The organism is Rickettsiales bacterium, assembly GCA_029252805.1.
In the GTDB taxonomy this organism is placed as follows: Bacteria; Pseudomonadota; Alphaproteobacteria; order Rickettsiales; family JALZUV01; genus JALZUV01.
Map to the genome: position 1 here is coordinate 22839 of JAQXAR010000059.1, position 17868 is coordinate 40706.

The following is a 17868-nucleotide window of genomic DNA, read 5'->3' on the forward strand; positions in this document are numbered from 1 at the left end:
AGTTATTTAAAATACCTCACTTTTGTTAAAGATTCATTAAGTAAGTGCCTCTCTTGACTTTTCCCGCCTAATCCTATACTCATGCTCCTGCAGCGCATTCGCGCTCTTTGTCCTTTTTCTCATTTTTTCATTTTCTAAGGTTTTTCCATGTCTGCTAGTATTAAAGAACTCAAACGTAAGTCTTCTGACGAACTCCTCAAATTAGCCGAGGAGCACAATGTCGAAGATGCCTCTGGTATGCTCAAACAGGAGCAAATTTTTGCGATTCTAAAAGCGATGGCAGAATCAGGCGAAACCGTGGTCGGCGAAGGCGTGGTTGAATTTCTGCAAGACGGATTTGGTTTCCTACGCTCATCACAATCTAATTACCTAGCGGGCCCGGATGATATTTACATCTCTCCAAAGCAGATAAAGACTCACGGCCTAAGAACCGGCGATACGGTTGAGGGCGAATTGCGCTCTCCCAAGAATAACGAACGTTATTTCGCGATGGATACAATCACTGCGATTAACTATGACCCCCCTGAAATGGCGCGCAAGAAAGCAACTTTCGATAACCTTACGCCGCTCTATCCTGACCAACGCATGCGTCTGGAAATAGAGCAAACAGAGGTGGTCAAGAAGCCCGACCTCTCGATGCGTGTTGCCGATTTGGTTTCACCGCAAGGCAAGGGCCAGCGTACACTGATCGTCGCACCGCCGCGTACGGGTAAAACTGTTTTGCTGCAAAATATTGCCCATTCTATCACCGCCAATCACCCAGAATGCTATCTCATCGTTCTACTCGTTGATGAGCGTCCGGAAGAAGTGACGGATATGGATCGTTCCGTGAAAGGCGAAGTAGTTTCTTCGACCTTTGATGAACCCGCCCACCGCCATGTCGCGCTGGCCGAAATGGTGATTGAAAAAGCCAAACGTCTTGTGGAGCATAAGAAAGATGTCGTCATCTTGCTTGATTCCATCACCCGCTTAGGCCGTGCTTATAACACCGTCGTGCCGAGTTCTGGTAAAGTCCTCACCGGGGGTGTAGATGCGAACGCATTGCAACGTCCGAAACGTTTCTTCGGTGCGGCACGTAACATCGAAAATGGTGGTTCTTTGAGCATTATTGCCACGGCCCTTATCGAAACCGGTAGCCGCATGGATGAAGTGATCTTTGAAGAATTCAAAGGAACCGGTAACTCCGAGCTCGTGCTTGATCGCAAACTCTCTGATAAACGCGTCTATCCTTCAATGGATATCGCTAAATCAGGCACGCGTAAGGAAGAGCTGCTCTATGATAAAGACGAGTTGGCTAAAGTTTGGGTCTTACGCAAAATCCTCAATCCGATGAGTCCTTTGGATGCAATGGAGTTCCTAACCAGCAAGTTGAAAGACACGAAATCTAACGACGATTTCTTCCAACAAATGAATAGCTAAATTCGGCGATGGATCTTGGTTTCGAGCTTTTGTTAAAAATGACAGGGCTTTACCTATGTATTGCGCTTGGTTTTTACGCTGCTCGAAAGCTGGAGATAGAGGGTAAGGGCATATCTCGCCTACTTTTCTACATCATTGTTCCCTTAATGTTCTTGGGCGGAATCAGCAAAGCACAGATCGAGCAGCAATATTTGCTCCTTCCGGTCTTCATCTTTCTGATTTCTTGCACACTGAGCCTTGGCCATTACCACATTGCACGCCGCATGTTTCACGATAAATCGGCCAATATTCTGGCCTTCACCAGCGGTAATGGCAATCTCGGTTATTTTGGTATCCCTGTAGCAGCACTGCTGTTCGAACCAGACGTTCTCGGCATCTATATGATGATGATCATCGGCACCATGCTTTATGAGACGACGCTTGGCTATTATATCACCACCAAGGGTGATTTTTCGACCCGTGAGGCCCTGCAAAAGATGATCCGCCTGCCCATGCTGCATGGCGCGCTGATTGGCCTGCTGCTGAGCTTGCTAGAGACTCCCCTGCCGCATTTCCTGGAAGGATTCTTCACCGCCATAAGCGGGGCCTATAGCACGCTGGGCATGATGATGGTCGGCATTGCACTGGCCGGCGTCACCTCGCTCAAGCTTGATTGGAAATTCATTAGCATGGCCTTCGCCGTCAAGTTCATCGCATGGCCGCTCATGGTACTTGGGCTTATCGCGCTAGACAGCCACGTGATGCATCTGTTTAACGAGGATATACACCATGTTGCGCTGCTGCTTTCCTTTATGCCGCTGGCCGTCAATTCCGTCATATTCGCCACCTTGCTAGAAGCTGAGCCAGAGAAAATGGCCAGCGCCGTATTCCTCAGCACCGCCTTCGCTCTGTTCTTCGTCCCCGCTATGGTCAGCTGGTTGATTTTATAGATTCTACGCCACCTGTGGCAGGCAGGCCTTGCTCCCCCATCCTTCAAACATCACGCTTCCTATTTCTCAACAAACTGCTAGGCTCGCAAAAAAAGGAAATGAGCTTATGCGTTTTTTCAATTGGTTTCAGAATCTCTGGCGTCGCCCACAATGGGGTGGCTGGTGGGCTATTAAGCGAACAAAGGTCGACGACTCAGATGAGTGGCGCGACATGAATAATCACTTTTAACTTAAGCATTCAAACATCGCGCCGCCTCACCTTGTTCGTCTATCCTTGAGATCAAGATTTTTAGAGAGTCGCTTTGCCGCTATGGCTTGTTTTGAGCTGATTTAGACGATCCTTAAATTCTTCACGCGTCATTTCCAACAAAGAGGTTGGTTTTGCTTTTAACGTGTTTGGTTTAGCCGTGCTGCGCATGAAGCTCATCGTGAGCAAATCATTGTGCTTTTTTCTTACGATAATTTCCGTATCCATAGTGTGTTTCCCGCTTTCTTGTTTTTGGTATTTAACGCCTCTATGTGCGCTATACCTAAGCAGTAACAGCCAAATATTAAGGCTTCATTACTTTGGGGAAATACCGTTCGAAACAGAACTTATCCACAGGCGCTGTGCTGTTATTGCACCAGAATGTTCCATTTACCCACAATACCAAGGGCAAGGGCGCTAGCAGCGCTCAAAAGATCTCTGACGCAGCATGTGTGGGTGTACGGGCACCCCTTTCATCACCGATAGAAAGTAAAAGCTTAACCGATCGCCTCCACATTACGCAAGGCAATCACCAGCATCGGGAAGGTCACTTCTTCAGCCTTCTTCAGATCATCAATGAAAAGGCGGAAACGCGAGAGCGTCTTATCATATTCCGCTTCCCATTCATCCAACGCATCGGACGGGCACTTGCCATTAGAGCAGACTCTCACAATGGCAGTGGATGCCAGGCGGCGCTGCTGATCGAACATTTCACTAATCATCGCTTTAGCCGCCAAACGCTCCCAATAGCTATTGACCGGCATACGGGACGCCTCACGACGCAACCAGCCAAGGCGCAAACGTGCGCCAAGCTCGAAGTAAATCTTCCCGGCCTGTTCCTCTTTTAACTTATGATCCTGTGCAAGCTTCAACACATCCAGCGCGGAGGAAGCGATCTCCAAACGTGCAATGCGGCTCGCCAGTTTTGGAGACACCTTCATATCAATAAAGCGCTGCTTCTTATCACCATAAGCCTTCTTCAGCGTATCGGTAATAAGGCTCTCGCAGATTTTAAGATACTTAATAATACCATCAGAGAATTGTGCCATGGTATCGTCAACCTTCAGCGGTTGCGGCTGATTGCGTAACATCCAGATCACCACACGCTCAAGAAACATGCTCGTTTGGGCGAACATCTCTGCACGGGCGGAGGCCGGTATGTTATCATCCTCTTCAATATCACGCCAAAGTTCGCGAATCCCAAATGCATCACGTGCCACAATATAGGCGCGGGCAATGTCACATGGCGGAAGACCAGTATCTTCCTGAATCTGGAAGAAGAACGTAATACCTGCGCGGTTCACAATTGAATTCGTCACGCTCGTCGCCACAATCTCACGCTTTAGACGGTGAGACATAATCTGCTCAGCAAAGTCTTTGCGCATCTGCTTAGGGAAATAGCGAAGCAGGTCCTGCTCTAAATACGGCTCATCCGGAAAACTTGAATCTAGCAGACTTTGATAGATCGACATCTTCGCATAGGAAATCAAAACGGAAAGCTCTGGACGAGTAAGAGACTCACCACTTACTTTACGTTCTTTCATCTGCTTAGAGTTTGGTAAAAACTCCACTTTTCGATTAAGCAGTCCCTTTTGCTCAAACGCCGCCATCATACGCGCTTGCGACTCTAATAGATCAAGACCCTGTATCTGTGCCGTTGTGATCGCCTGTGTTTGCAACATATTATCGCGCAATACCAAACGGGAAACCTCATCCGTCATTTTCTCTAGCACGCTATTGCGGCGCTTCATGGTTATGCCGCCCGCCTCTAACAATTGACGGAAGGCAATCTTGATATTCACCTCATGATCCGAACAATCCACCCCAGCGGAATTATCAATCGCATCGGTGTTAATACGACCGCCCTGGCGTGCATATTCAATACGTCCAAGCTGGGTGAATCCGAGATTTCCGCCCTCGCCTATCACTTCACAACGAAGTTCGTGTCCGTTAATACGCAAGGCATTGGTCGCGCGATCACCCACTTGCTCATGTGTTTCAGACTCGGCTTTCACATAGGTTCCGATACCACCATTCCAAAGCAGCTCCACCGGCGCCTTAAGCATCGCACGGATTAATGCATTCGGAGAGAGCGTTTTCACATCACTCGCTAGATCGAGCATCTTACGCACTTGCGGCGTAATCTTGATGCTTTTCTCTTTCCGTGAGAAAATGCCGCCGCCTTTGGAGATAAGCTTACGGTTATAATCCTGCCATGAGCTGCGTGGCAGCTCAAACAGGCGTTTGCGTTCTTTAAACGTCTTTTTCGCATCCGGCTCTGGATCAAGGAAAATGTTCAGATGGTTAAACGCACCTTGCAAGCAAATATGCTCGCTGAGCAACATGCCATTGCCGAACACATCACCCGACATATCGCCAATGCCCATAACGGTAAAATCTTCAGTTTGGGTATCAATGCCCATCTCGCGGAAATGGCGCTGAACCGAAATCCACGCGCCTTTCGCGGTAATCCCCATCGCTTTATGATCATACCCAACCGAGCCACCCGATGCGAAAGCATCATCAAGCCAGAAATCATATTCCGTTGAAATCGCATTTGCATAGTCGGAGAAAGTGGCTGTGCCTTTATCTGCAGCGACAACGAGATACGGATCATCATCATCATGGCGCACGACATCTTTGGGCGGTACGATCTTGCCTTTCACCAAATTATCCGTGATATCAAGCATGCCGCGCAAGAAGGTTTGGTAGCAGGCAATACCCTCTGCCATAAAGGCTTCGCGACCGCCACTGGTTGGCGCTTGTTTCAACACAAACCCGCCCTTAGAGCCAACGGGCACGATCACCGCATTCTTGACCATCTGCGCCTTCATGAGGCCCAAGACTTCGGTACGATAATCCTCGCGGCGATCGGACCAACGCAGCCCCCCACGCGCCACTTTACCACCGCGCAAGTGAATGCCTTCAACGCGGCGAGAATAAACAAAAATCTCTGCAAGCGGCCTTGGAAGCGGTAACTCAGGCACTTTACTCGAGTCGAATTTGAAGGAAATATAATCTTTCACATCACCATTCGCATCTTTTTGGTAATAATTCGTACGCCAGGTCGCGGCGATTAGTTCACGGAAGATGCGCAAAATCGTATCTTCTTCAAGATTTGAAACACCCTCTAATAGAGACTCAACCTCTTTCTCAAACTTCTCAACATGCGTAGAGACGGTTTTCTTCTTATTTAATACTGGATCAAAGCGAGCTTTAAAATACCCCATGAGTGCGCCAGCAATTTTTGGATTTGCCGTCAACGCACTTACCATCGCTTTATTTGAATAGCTCATCTTTGTTTGGCGGGCATAGCGGCTATAGGCGCGTAACAAACTAATTTGCCGCCAATCGAATCCACCAAGTAAGGCAAGCGCATTAAAGCCATCATTATCGGCTTGGCCTTCCCAAATACGCAGGAGAATTTCCTCCAAAAGTGGTTTCAATGCCTCGATATCTAAATCGGGTTGCGCTGATTTAAGCTCCAGCGTAAAATCACGTACCCAAACTTCTTTCACGCCTTCATTAAGCGGAACCACGCGGAACGGGTGCTCATCAATCACATGAAAACCAAGATTCTCCAACATAGGAAGAATCTCCGATAGAGCCGCCTGCGATTCTGGATTATAGAATTTTAAATGCAGCGTGCCTTCCGGTTCATGCTTCGTATGATAAAGCTCAATCCCCATACTTGAAGACGCAATAATCTGGCGAATTTTCGTGATATCATGCATGCCATTGCGCGGTTCATAATATTGCCCGTAAGAGGTGCTAAATGCGTCTTTATAGGCTTGAAATATAGACTGAGACTCTTTCTCACCATGTTGTTTCACCAACTCCCGGCGAAGTTTTTCTTGCCAATCATAGGTAACGGTTGCAATTTCTCTTTCCAATGCATCAATCGGTAAAGACGGAATATCACCCGGCGTGGTTTTGATAATTAAATGCACACGGGCCAAAGGCGAATCAGTCATCTGCGTATAGAAATCGCTCACCTCGCCTTGCAATCTATCGGCAAGAATCTTCTGAATTTTCTCACGCAGCGCCGTGTTAAAATGATCGCGCGGGACGAACACCATACAGCTCACAAATCGTTCAAAAATATCACGACGGACAAAGAGATGCACTTGCGGGCTAGACTCAACCGAGAGCACACCAATCGCATAATTAAACACATCCTCATCAGACATTTGGAAGATCTCATCACGCGGCGCGAATTCAAGAATCGTCTTAAGTGCTTTGCCATCGTGACTGTTCGGATCAAAATTCGCACGGGCCATCACTTGGCCTAACTTGCGGCGAATAATAGGAATCCGCTCCGCGCTCTGGAAATAGACGTTCGACGTAAATAAACCAAGGAAGCGACGCTCGCCAATCACTTTGCCCTTTTTATCGAAACGTTTAATCCCAATATAGTCCATCTGCACCGGGCGATGAACCACCGAGATCGTATTAGATTTGGTAATTTCAAGCAGGTTTGGCTGCAGAGCAAAATGCTGCGATTCTGCCGGCATCGCCGTATAGCCTTTTGGTTTTAGAGGGAAATCATCCATCGCAAAAACACCCTGTTCGGTATTTTTCACAATGCGGAACGCATTTTTACCATCGCTAAAATCGTAATCCACCGCACCGAGAAAAATGAAATTTCCGTCCATAAGCCAATTGAGAAAGTCGGTGACTTCCGCGACTTCATCACTGTTTTTCGGGTTATCTTCAAGCAGGGTCGCCACCGTCTGACGGGCGCGCTCTACCATTGGCTCCCAATCAACCACCACTTGATGCAGAACTTTCAAAATGCCTTCTAGCTTGCTTAGGAGTTCCTTCTTTGCCAAGCCTTCCGGCAGGCTTACAAACTCAAACCGAATAAAGGACTCTCGCGACGCGGCCTTATTTGTTTGCGCTGCGATAGAAACATATTTGCCTTTCGCGTCACGAACCATATGCAAGATAGGATGAATGACGCGAGACGGTGTCAAGCCCAGGCGACTTAACTCAGCCGAAACCGAATCAACCAGAAACGGCATATCATCGTTCAACAGCGTCAGAACGACTTTTCCCGTCACGCTTTCCGATAAGTTCGCTTTTATCTGCTTTAATTTACGCTGCCCAACGAATTTATACGCCTCTTTAACCACCACCGCCGCCTCTTCGGGGGGCAGGTTTTTCAACTCTTTGACTGGCATTTTCTGATAGAAGTCGCGAGTAAAGTCGTGCAAATCTTTGCTTACTCTTCCCCCCAGTGCCTTATCAATTTTTTTCAGATGGCTCGTCATTTGACTCGTGTAATTCTTTGGCATCCGTGCCTACCCCAAACCTCTCGATTTAGGCTCCCTATTATTTCAACTCACGATGGCGCGCCTTTTTCGCCTAAGCAAGCCAAAAACATAATCATTAGATTTATGAGTTACGATAATTGAAACTTCGCGGCGCTTAGGTTATACCCCTACCATGTTATTCGGTCTTTACAGTATCACTCTGGTTATTTCTGCCTTTCTGTTTTCATGGATTGGCTGTCACGTAGCACGTTATTTACTCAGCTCGGCACAGCTCATGGACGAGCCGAATGAGCGCAGTAACCACGACACACCGGTTCCACGTGGCGGCGGTATTGCGGTGATGACCTCGATCGTTGGATTTTTATGCGTCGCGGGCACGCCTTCTACTTTGCTGCTCGCCGCAACCGGAATCGCCATCATCTCCTTTATGGATGACCGCGGTGGTATCAGTATTAAATGGCGCCTACTCATTCAAACACTCGCCGTCCTATTGCTTTTCTTGCCAAATGGCATGATCGCGACTGTGTTTGATGGCCCGGTCTTCCAAGGCCTGCTTTCACCGCTCGCCGATAAACTGCTCGCTGGATTCTTACTTATCGGATTCATGAACCTGTTTAACTTTATGGATGGCATTGACGGCATTACCGGTGTTGAAACAATTTCCATCGGCCTTGGTCTCTTCATTTTATCCTTCTTTGTTGTTGGCATTCGCATCCTCGGTGTAGAAGGCTTAATCTTAGCCTCTGCAATCGCGGGCTTCTTATGGCTCAATTGGCACCCGGCTAAATTATTCCTCGGCGATGTGGGTAGCGTTGCGCTTGGGTTCCTTCTCGGGTTCTTTCTGTTGCAGCTGGCAGCAGAAGGTTACTGGGCGGCCGCGCTTATCCTACCAGCCTATTATTTAGTGGATGGCGGATTAACGTTCCTCAAACGCCTGTTCACCGGCGAAAAGGTCTGGGAAGCTCATTCGCAGCATGCTTATCAAAAAGCGGTCCGCAGCGGATACGGGCATGATTGGGTCGTCATCCGTATCGGCTCGCTCAATGTTGCGCTGGTTGTTCTCGCTGTTTTCGCATGCGTCGAGCCCGCTTACGCGCTCCAGTTCACCGCTGCCGCTTATGGTATTAGTCTCGTCGGTTGGTTCATTTTGCTAAACGCGAAAAAGCCTGCAACTCAAACCATTATCACGCCACAAGGCAATGCACTTTCCACGTAACTGGCGTAGCGGTTCGGCGCTCATTCACGATTTAATCGTCGCTGGGGCGAGTTTCTGGCTCGCGCATTATTTGCGACTGGGCGATTTGATGATGGATTTCAGTGGCGAGCTTCTCACCCACGCGATCCTCCCTTTCATCGTATTTTCAGGCTTTGTTTTCATCGCCGCAGGGCTTTACCGTGGCCTTTGGAGATACGCTTCCATGCAGGATTTGCTGACCTTGAGCAAAGCAGCAACGATCATCATTGTCATTTTCTATCTCACCCTTTTCTTCGCAACTCGTTTGGAAGGTGTACCGCGTTCCGTCCCTGCTATTCATTGGCTACTACTGCTTGCGATGCTCGGCGGGCCTCGCTTCTTATACCGTATGGCAAAAGATCGCCGCTTAGGGATCGATTTTACCCTCGCCGCGCCACATAAGGTGCCCGTTCTGCTTATCGGCGCGAATGACGCCGCAGAGCTTTTCATCCGCGAATCTCGGCGCAATGCCCAGGCGCCTTACCATGTCGTGGGGCTGGCCGATGATGATGAAAAACGCCGGGGCCAACAAGTGCATGGCGTACGTATTTATGGCGGCAGCGATGTCCTGACCCGCATTGTCGGAAAATTGGAACGCAAAGGCCGTAAGCCACAGCGTGTTATCTTGGCTGAATCTCGCCCCTCAGGTGAGCGCGTCCGCGCATTGCTCGAAGAGTGCGATACACTTGGCCTGCCACTTTCACGTATTCCCCAAACATTAGAGCTACAATCCAACACGGTTGAGAAGCTCGAGACCAAGCCGATTCAGGTGGAGGACCTCTTACGTCGTCCGCAAAAAGTGCAGGATGTTTCCGGCGTCAAAACGCTGGTCGATGGCAAAACGGTGCTCGTAACCGGCGCCGGTGGCACAATTGGCGGCGAGCTTATTCGCCAATTAGCCGGCTTTAAACCCAAAGAAATTATCCTGTTTGAGCAATGCGAGTACCTGCTTTACTTGATGGAGCGCGAGCTGGTCGATCACTTCCCAGACTGTCAGTTCCAAGCCTATCTCGGCGATATTCGTAATGCCGCACGGGTGGATGAGGTGTTTAAATCTCACACCCCGCAGATCGTGTTCCACGCAGCCGCCCTTAAGCATGTGCCACTCGCCGAAGCCAACCCGATTGAAACCATCACCACTAACGCACTGGGAAGTTTCGCTATTGCTCAAGCCGCGGCGAAATATAAAGCCGAGGCGATGGTACTTATCTCAACCGATAAAGCCGTGCGTCCAAGCAGTGTGATGGGCAGCACTAAACGCCTTGCCGAAACCATCATGCAGGCGATGGCCACTGAGAAAGGCGATACACGCTTTGTAGCCGTGCGCTTTGGTAATGTGTTGGGCAGTACGGGCTCCGTCGTTCCGCGCTTCCAAAAACAACTAGAGCGTGGCGGCCCACTCACTGTTACCCATAAAGACATGACCCGCTATTTCATGACCGTTCGCGAAGCGGTAGAGCTTGTTTTACAATCTGCCAGCCTCGGCTTTGAGGCCGAAGAAAAGGGCGGACTCTATGTGTTAGACATGGGCACACCGGTCAAAATTGATGATCTCGCGCGCCAGATGATCCAACTTGCCGGCCTTTCCGAGGTTGATATCAGCATCGAATATACCGGCCTTCGTCCCGGCGAGAAAATGCATGAGGAGTTGTTCTATGAGGCGGAAGATCTAACCAAAACCTCGCATGCAGGCATTACGCTTTCCAAAGCCGATAAAATTAGCCTGCCGGCTTTAAAGAAAAAGCTGACTGCTCTTTCTAACCATTGCGAAAAGCGCGCTAACGATAAAGCCCTCGCTGCCTTAGAAAAACTGGTAAAAAGCTAAAACTTTCTTGCACTTCGCGCAATATCGCCTATCACACGCGCATGACTATTAAACGCGCGCTGCTTTCTGTTTCTGACAAAACAAACCTCGTGCCTTTTGCGAAAGCATTGGCCGATAAAAATATCACTCTCCTTTCCACGGGCGGCACGGCCAAAGCCTTACGCACCGCCGGGTTGGAAGTAACCGATGTTTCTTCTGTGACCGATTTCCCCGAGATTATGGATGGCCGCGTCAAAACGCTTCACCCGAAAATCCACGGCGGTATCCTTGCTAACCGCGATAAAACAGAACATCTAGCCGCAATGGATAAGCATGGCATTACCGGCATCGATCTCGTCGTGCTGAACCTCTACCCCTTTGAAGCAACCGTCGCTCGTGGCGCGGATTACGCCGAAACGGTTGAGAATATCGATATTGGCGGCCCTGCTATGTTGCGCGCCTCTGCCAAGAACCATGCGCATGTGACCATCGTCACGGATCCAGTGGATTACGATACGGTACTCGCGGAACTAGACACCAATAATGGCGCAACCACATTAGAGTTCCGCAAAACCCTCGCATTGAAGGCATTTTCACTCACCGCGCATTACGATTCTGCCATTTCTAAATGGTTGGCGAAAAGCCAAGATACGCAGTTTCCTGCACGTTTCAGCCAATCGGCACAACTTGAGTCTGTTCTTCGCTATGGCGAAAACCCGCACCAAAATGCGGCGCTTTATAAAACGGATGCTAAACCCGGTACCCTCGCTGGCGCGAAGCAACTTCAGGGCAAAGCGCTTAGCTATAATAATCTGAACGATACCGATGCCGCTTGGGCGCTGGCTAACGAATTTAGCGAACCCTGTGTCGCGATCATCAAACACGCCAACCCGTGCGGCGTCGCACTTGGCTCTAACATTGTAGAGGCCTTCCATAAGGCACTCGCATGCGACCCAACATCGGCTTATGGTGGCATTATTGCAACCAACCAGCCGCTCACGGCAGAATTTGTCGAAGCGATGGGCAAGCTCTTCGCCGAAGTTGTGATCGCACCTTCTGTTGAGCCAGCAGCAGCCGATGCGCTAACAAAGAAAAAGAATCTCCGCTTGCTCGATGCCGGTGGCTTGCTTCCGAAAGATTCTAAGCCCCTGCTAACGACGCAAATTTCAGGGGGAATTCTACTGCAAGATACTGACTCAAAGCGTATTAGCGAGTCTGACCTTACCATCGTTTCAGCAGCACAGCCCGAAGTAGCGCAGCTAGAAGACCTACTCTTCGCCTTCCGTATTTGTAAACATGTGAAATCCAACGCAATCGTAATCGTACGTGACGGCGCAACGGTTGGCATTGGCGCCGGTCAAATGAGCCGTGTCGATTCTGTTCGCATCGCGTGCTGGAAAGCCGGTGAGGCCGGTCTATCAACCAAAGGCGCCGTACTCGCCTCCGATGCCTTCTTCCCCTTCGATGATAATGTCCACCGCGCCGCCGATGCAGGCATTGCCGCGCTGGTTCAGCCTGGCGGGTCGATTCGTGATAATGAGGTGATCGCCGCTGCAGATAAGCATGGCATGGTGATGGTTACGACGGGTATTCGTCACTTTAGGCATTAAAAAAAGTTCTGCCTGCATTGTGAACGCGCTGAAGAATCCTCGGATCCTTCTCGTCGCAGAAGCTCCTCAGAATGACAATTAAGCTAGTAAGTCGAGAATGTTGCCTTGATTGCCGAAAAGCTCAGCTGCAGCTGTTGAGCCACTGCTTTCGCTCTCACTCACCACGCCATTGAATTTATCAATCGCAGCGATATCAGCGAGTAAAGACTCTGCCGCGCCCTCGTCTAGATTATCGGTGATGAAGTTTATCAATTCCTGACTAAAGCTCGTCGTCACTGCCGGTTGCGTAATATTAAATTCGGCATTTAGCAGATTTGTCGTAATAGTCGCAAGTGTCGCATCTTGCTGGTTAAAGATAGACGGAACCTCATTATTACCCAGCACCGAAGATGCTGAACCTAAAAGAGCAGAGGTCTGTAAGATACTAACCATGCATCCATATTAACACAGATTAACGTTTTTACCTATTTCTTTACGATAGGGTCTTTTTTCCAGAACCTTAGCTTGCCGAAAGACCCACCCGCTTTACGAAAAGCAAAGCGAACGATTTTCACAAGCAACCATCCACCGATAAACCAAATCGGAACCCACGGGATGATCTTCAGCACAAAGGATATTACATCAGATACGGAGCGTAGGAAGCCGTTCCAAGCATATCTAAAGCTGTTCTCAATATCGTGATATTCAATCTCTATGCCTTTAGGAGGAATGGTGTAATTCACGTTCACAGTCGCCTTACTGGTGACTTTCTTTAGGGAACGCATCTGACCGGTTAGAGAATCAATCTGACTCTGTACGCGCGTTAACTCACGTTCAATATTCAGAATTTCCTGAATCTTTCTTGCTTTCAAACTATCAAGCAACTTAAGCAGGCGATCGCGCAGCGCAACTTGGTTCTTCAGTTTGGATTCTGTATCTACGTATTGCATAGTTTTATCGGTCGCCGAAACCTGATGGCTCTCTACTTCACCCGGACCGCTACTTAAAAAGTCGAGATATTCCCCGAGCTTCTCCGGCGAAACACGCGCATTAAGATAGCCGCTACCACTACTTTGAATACGTGAACCGGTCATATCGCACCCTAGCGCGATACATTGCTGCATATCGCGTTGATAACGCGCCTGCAGCGACTCTTTCGCTACCTTTACCTGCATATGATGGTTCTCAGCAATGCGGCGCCCTTCAAATTTTGAACGGTCCAGCACCATATTGGATGCTTTCATCGCTCGCTTAGCCATTCTCGGCGCAGCAGCAGGAGCAAAATCCATCGCCCCTTCCATTTCCATCGCATAGCCACCGACCATATCAGCCTGTGCTACCAAATTATGGGAAATACGATCTTCATCGTCAAAACATGCGGTCAGGCTTAGCGCCCATAAAACAATAAGTAGCTTTTTCATCATGGCGCCATGTTAAAACAATTTCTAAGATTCAGCAAGCTCGCGAAACATTGCCCGCTTTTTCCAAAAGATAAAAAGGCACGGCAACCCTAGCACGGCGGAAAGAGCAAACATCGCTGTCCAACCATGCTCCTGCGCGATCCAACCGGCGCCCCCTGCCATAACGATACTGCCAAGACTTGCCAATGAAGCCAGTAACGCATATTGCGTTGCCGTATAATGATCGCTCTGACATAAGCGCATCATAAAGGCGATGGCCGCCGCCGTAACCATGCCCCCGGAGAGATTATCCATAGTAATCGCAAAGGTGAGTGCCCCAACATCTTTACCAACAATAGAAAGCGCTAAATACGCTAAATTGGCGACAAGTTGGAAAAGAGCAAAGCTCCAAAGCGAAGTAAAGAGCCCAAGCTTAGCAATCATCGCCCCGCCCAAGAACATGCCACCTAACGTCGCGCCAAAACCAAATAGTTTGGCGATACCCGCAATGGTCGGTTTATCAAACCCGATTTGTAGGAAGAATGGCGTTGTCATAAAGCCGATAAATCCATCCGACAAACGATAGAATAAAATAAATGCCAGCAGCCAAACCCACGCCGGAAAACGCGTTATGAAGTCTTTAAACGGCGCAATAATAGCTCCCTTGAAAAACCCCTCTTCGCTAGAGTGAGTGGTTAACTTAGCGCGCTCTTGCGGATTCGTAACCAGTAGGGTGGTAATCATCCCCACGATCATACAGGCAGCCATCGTCAAATAGGCACTCGACCAATCAACCATTTCAGCCATATAGAGTGCGCCAGCACCCGCGACCAACATGCCCAGACGATAACCAAACACTGCCATAGCCGCGCCCTCGCCATATTGTGATTTATCAAGATACTCCGTGCGAAAAGCATCAATCACAATATCTTGACTAGCCGAGAGAAAAGCGACCAACAAGGCAGCAGCAGCCACATAAAACGGCGCTTCAGCTGGATTAACAAAGGCCAGAAGCACAAGGGAAGCCATCAGTAAAACTTGCGTCAAAAACATCCAACTGCGGCGGTGACCCAGTTTCTTGGTAAGATACGGAATGGAGAAATAATCCACCAAAGGTGCCCAAAGAAAGTTGAAACTGTAAGGCAATGCAACATAAGCAAACAGGCCAACTGTCGCCATTTCCACCGCATTATCGGTTAATAATGCTCCAAGCGTCGAGGCGACTAATAGACGTGGCAAACCACTCGAGAAACCTAAAAACATGATAGCCAAAACCCTCGGATGAAAGTAAATTTTACACCAATTAAAGACTTTGTTGATCATTCTCTCGTAATTCTCCTTAAATTAGATTAGTTTAGACGCTACTATGGAACCTAAAGAACCTAAAGAACCTAAAGAAGATATCAGCGATCCGTACCGGAATCTCGCGAAAAAATATTATCATCGCTTTTTGGAAAAAGAGGGGATGCCTCTTTATATGGATAATAACACCTGTGACCGGCTCGAAAATCATTTAAAAGTTTCTTATAAATTTGATTGGGATGCTGAAATTGTTGAAAAAACAACAAATGATATCAGCGCCTTAAGTCCAAAGTCGCATTTAGTGCCAGCGGGTTGGAAAGAAGTTGAAAAGTCCTGCTATCAATTCCTAGAGACCACACACCCTAAAGAAAGCCTGAACAACCCTCAGGACGACCTAGAGAAGCTTTTTGAGGTTAAAGCTTTTTCATCCTCTAGTGCGAAAGATACGGTCTTAAACTACAAAAAAACAAAAATGCAGCCTCAACAAAATTTACTTTCTACTTTACTAAAGAAGCTAGGTTTTTAGTAGCCTCACCTAATTAAGCGGCATCCCGGCAGGCGCAATGGATAAATTCAGGTGGGCACAAACGTCCTCCCGTATGCGATCCTGTATGATCCAACTTAGCCTCTAAGCAAAGCTTCTTAAGCGCTTTAATATAGTACGGTTGAGTTCCAAGGGATGGCACACGCTCATAGCCCTTAATACCGTGTGTTTCAGCCAACTCACGATATTCAATATCGAGCTCTACCAATGTTTCAGAATGCTCTGACACAAAGGCAATAGGTAGAATCACGACCGGGACACCGTCTTTCGCTGCACGCTCAATTTCCGTCTCAGTCGATGGTTTTAACCACTCTAAAGGCCCCACCTTACTTTGATAACAAACGACCGTATCTAAAGGCTCTTGCTCGTCCTGCTGGCCATCCTTCATTGTTTTTTCAAGTTCTTCTACAATCGCGGCGGCTGTTTGCTGGATTTGCCATTGATAAGGGTCGCCACCATCCACAATTTTTTGTGGCAAGCCATGCGCCGAGAATAAAATCCGCGGAGTGCCGTATGATTTGGCTTTCTCATACGTCTTCTTAATCAAAACAGCATGCGACTTAATAAAGTCGCTTTGCGTTGGATAGCATCCAACACGCGCCACCGGCACATTTAAGCCTTGTTGTTTGGCCTGTTTCTCCCAGTCTTTGAAGGAGCTCCCTGTCGTCGTCGTTGAAAATTGCGGATAGAGCGGCAATAAAATTACCTCATCAGGTCCCCAGTCTTTTACCTGAGATACCGACTCAGCCGACATTGGATGCCAATAACGCATGCAAAGGAAGCTTTTATACTCCGCCTTTTTATTCGTTTTTAAGGCTTTATCTAATGCAACCGCCTGCTCCTGCGTCAACTCAAGTAAGGGCGATTTCCCCCCTAAATACTCATAAATTTCGCGAGCAATGGGCGCGCGACGGGTTGAAATAAGTTTCGCTATCATCCAACGAATCGGCTGTGGTGCGCTAATAATGGCTTTATCGTTAAAAAGATTAAACAAGAATGGTTGTACCGATTCTAGCTTATCTGGGCCGCCTAGATTAAGTAAAACAACAGCAATTTTTTTCATGATTTTAGTAATTCCACTAAACGCTCTACATTTTTAATCGGGGTTTCCGGAATAAAACCGTGACCTAAATTAAAGATAAATGACACATCCCGGTACGCTTTTAACAGTGACTTCGCTTGCTTTATCGCTGCATCGCCATCGGTTGCGAGTAAGATTGGATCTAAATTTCCTTGAACCACCGCAAATTCGGATAGATGGGACTTCGCCCAAGCAGGTGAGATTTGCACATCAATACTCACACCATCAATGCCAGTTTGCTTCACATAACGACGATAGCCCGTTCCGGCCAAACGCGGAAAACCAATAATCGGAATGGTTGGGTGTTTCGCTTTTAACGCTGCTACAATCCGTTTAGTAGGTGCCACAACCCAATCATCAAATTCTTGTTCAGAACATACCCCTGACCAACTATCAAAAAGTTGAATCACCTCAGCACCGGCTATAATTTGGCGACTACAATAATCAATAATCGCATATTCAAGTTTGGCTAAAAGTTGTGAAAAAGCAGCGGATTGAAGATGTCCAAATTTACGAGCTTTCGCAAAATCTTTGCTCCCTCCTCCCTCAATCATATAACAAGCTAACGTCCAAGGGCTGCCGGAAAATCCGATAAGGGTTTTATCTTTCGGTAACTCTTTCGATAAAATCCCCAAGGTTCCATAAATCGGAAAGAGCTTTTCTGGATTATATCTCAGAGCTTCAATCTCACCCGAAGACGTGATGGGAGGAAGTTTCGGTCCTTCCCCTTTCACAAAACCAACTTCCTGTCCCAGAGCCAACGGAATAACTAAAATATCGGAAAACAGAATTGCCGCATCCATATCAAAACGATTAATCGGTTGTAACGTTACCTCAGCGGCTTTTTCAGGTGTAAAACAAAGATCTAGAAAACCACCACATTTTGCTCGTGTTTCAAGATATTCAGGTAGATACCTCCCAGCTTGACGCATAAACCAAAAAGGAGGTCTATCAAGAATTTCACCAGAAAGAGTTTGTAAGAATCGTTTTGCTATCATGGCCGATGGTTTAAACCAGATTCCTCAATGAAACAAATAATATAA

The 17868-nt window shown here is 48.0% G+C and carries 12 protein-coding genes and 1 pseudogene; 6 read left to right on the forward strand and 7 right to left on the reverse strand.

Annotated elements, in window-relative coordinates:
* Positions 1 to 156: 156 nt before the first annotated feature.
* Positions 157 to 1419: pseudogene (rho, locus tag P8P30_10785) on the forward strand (transcription termination factor Rho).
* A gap of 8 nt (positions 1420 to 1427) precedes the next feature.
* On the forward strand, positions 1428 to 2348 hold the full coding sequence (locus P8P30_10790) for an AEC family transporter (GenBank protein MDG1288026.1): 921 nt from the start codon (positions 1428 to 1430) through the stop codon (positions 2346 to 2348).
* A gap of 289 nt (positions 2349 to 2637) precedes the next feature.
* Here the strand turns inward: P8P30_10790 and P8P30_10795 are convergent, their stop codons facing one another.
* Both P8P30_10795 and P8P30_10800 read right to left on the reverse strand, forming a co-directional pair.
* Positions 2638 to 2823: a hypothetical protein gene (locus P8P30_10795; GenBank protein ID MDG1288027.1), complete on the reverse strand. Its 186-nt coding sequence runs from the start codon at positions 2821 to 2823 to the stop codon at positions 2638 to 2640.
* Between the two features lie 269 nt (positions 2824 to 3092).
* Positions 3093 to 7892 carry an NAD-glutamate dehydrogenase gene (locus P8P30_10800; GenBank protein ID MDG1288028.1) on the reverse strand — a complete coding sequence of 1600 codons (4800 nt, stop codon included), beginning with the start codon at positions 7890 to 7892 and terminating at the stop codon, positions 3093 to 3095.
* Positions 7893 to 8043: 151 nt separating this feature from the next.
* Here P8P30_10800 and P8P30_10805 point away from each other — a divergent pair, with 151 nt between their 5' ends.
* The 3 genes from P8P30_10805 to purH are packed head-to-tail and all read left to right on the forward strand — an operon-like array spanning position 8044 to position 12519.
* Positions 8044 to 9087, forward strand: a complete 1044-nt coding sequence (locus P8P30_10805; protein MDG1288029.1) for a glycosyltransferase family 4 protein — start codon at positions 8044 to 8046, stop codon at positions 9085 to 9087.
* Complete coding sequence (locus tag P8P30_10810; protein ID MDG1288030.1) at positions 9071 to 10930, forward strand: nucleoside-diphosphate sugar epimerase/dehydratase; 1860 nt, start codon at positions 9071 to 9073, stop codon at positions 10928 to 10930. The genes P8P30_10805 and P8P30_10810 overlap by 17 nt, the downstream gene beginning before the upstream one ends.
* Positions 10931 to 10971: 41 nt before the next feature.
* Complete coding sequence (gene purH / locus P8P30_10815; protein MDG1288031.1) at positions 10972 to 12519, forward strand: bifunctional phosphoribosylaminoimidazolecarboxamide formyltransferase/IMP cyclohydrolase; 1548 nt, start codon at positions 10972 to 10974, stop codon at positions 12517 to 12519.
* A 78-nt stretch (positions 12520 to 12597) separates the two neighbouring features.
* On the opposite strand, the gene P8P30_10820 is transcribed toward purH, so the two are convergent.
* Genes P8P30_10820 through P8P30_10830 form a run of 3 tightly spaced genes read right to left on the reverse strand, consistent with a single transcriptional unit; the run spans position 12598 to position 15161 of the window.
* Positions 12598 to 12951: a hypothetical protein gene (locus P8P30_10820; GenBank protein ID MDG1288032.1), complete on the reverse strand. Its 354-nt coding sequence runs from the start codon at positions 12949 to 12951 to the stop codon at positions 12598 to 12600.
* A 32-nt stretch (positions 12952 to 12983) separates the two neighbouring features.
* Positions 12984 to 13922 (reverse strand): DUF4349 domain-containing protein, encoded by a 939-nt coding sequence (locus P8P30_10825; GenBank protein MDG1288033.1) that lies wholly within the window; start codon positions 13920 to 13922, stop codon positions 12984 to 12986.
* 21 nt (positions 13923 to 13943) lie between these two features.
* Positions 13944 to 15161 carry an MFS transporter gene (locus P8P30_10830; protein ID MDG1288034.1) on the reverse strand — a complete coding sequence of 406 codons (1218 nt, stop codon included), beginning with the start codon at positions 15159 to 15161 and terminating at the stop codon, positions 13944 to 13946.
* Positions 15162 to 15264: 103 nt separating this feature from the next.
* Between P8P30_10830 and P8P30_10835 the strand changes: the two genes are divergently transcribed.
* Positions 15265 to 15726 (forward strand): hypothetical protein, encoded by a 462-nt coding sequence (locus P8P30_10835; protein ID MDG1288035.1) that lies wholly within the window; start codon positions 15265 to 15267, stop codon positions 15724 to 15726.
* A 13-nt stretch (positions 15727 to 15739) separates the two neighbouring features.
* On the opposite strand, the gene hemH is transcribed toward P8P30_10835, so the two are convergent.
* On the reverse strand, positions 15740 to 16807 hold the full coding sequence (gene hemH, locus P8P30_10840; GenBank protein MDG1288036.1) for a ferrochelatase: 1068 nt from the start codon (positions 16805 to 16807) through the stop codon (positions 15740 to 15742).
* Positions 16804 to 17823, reverse strand: coding sequence for a uroporphyrinogen decarboxylase (hemE, locus tag P8P30_10845; GenBank protein ID MDG1288037.1), 1020 nt, complete (start codon positions 17821 to 17823; stop codon positions 16804 to 16806). Before hemE ends, hemH begins: the two co-directional genes overlap by 4 nt.
* Positions 17824 to 17868 lie beyond the last annotated feature (45 nt).

Bases quoted from the DNA above. Each gene is read 5' to 3' on its own strand.
- P8P30_10790 (MDG1288026.1), top strand. From the start codon at position 1,428: ATGGATCTTGGTTTCGAGCTTTTGTTAAAAATGACAGGGCTTTACCTA.
- P8P30_10795 (MDG1288027.1), bottom strand. From the start codon at position 2,823: ATGGATACGGAAATTATCGTAAGAAAAAAGCACAATGATTTGCTCACG.
- P8P30_10800 (MDG1288028.1), bottom strand. From the start codon at position 7,892: ATGCCAAAGAATTACACGAGTCAAATGACGAGCCATCTGAAAAAAATT.
- P8P30_10805 (MDG1288029.1), top strand. From the start codon at position 8,044: ATGTTATTCGGTCTTTACAGTATCACTCTGGTTATTTCTGCCTTTCTG.
- P8P30_10810 (MDG1288030.1), top strand. From the start codon at position 9,071: ATGCACTTTCCACGTAACTGGCGTAGCGGTTCGGCGCTCATTCACGAT.
- purH (MDG1288031.1), top strand. From the start codon at position 10,972: ATGACTATTAAACGCGCGCTGCTTTCTGTTTCTGACAAAACAAACCTC.
- P8P30_10820 (MDG1288032.1), bottom strand. From the start codon at position 12,951: ATGGTTAGTATCTTACAGACCTCTGCTCTTTTAGGTTCAGCATCTTCG.
- P8P30_10825 (MDG1288033.1), bottom strand. From the start codon at position 13,922: ATGATGAAAAAGCTACTTATTGTTTTATGGGCGCTAAGCCTGACCGCA.
- P8P30_10830 (MDG1288034.1), bottom strand. From the start codon at position 15,161: ATGTTTTTAGGTTTCTCGAGTGGTTTGCCACGTCTATTAGTCGCCTCG.
- P8P30_10835 (MDG1288035.1), top strand. From the start codon at position 15,265: ATGGAACCTAAAGAACCTAAAGAACCTAAAGAAGATATCAGCGATCCG.
- hemH (MDG1288036.1), bottom strand. From the start codon at position 16,807: ATGAAAAAAATTGCTGTTGTTTTACTTAATCTAGGCGGCCCAGATAAG.
- hemE (MDG1288037.1), bottom strand. From the start codon at position 17,823: ATGATAGCAAAACGATTCTTACAAACTCTTTCTGGTGAAATTCTTGAT.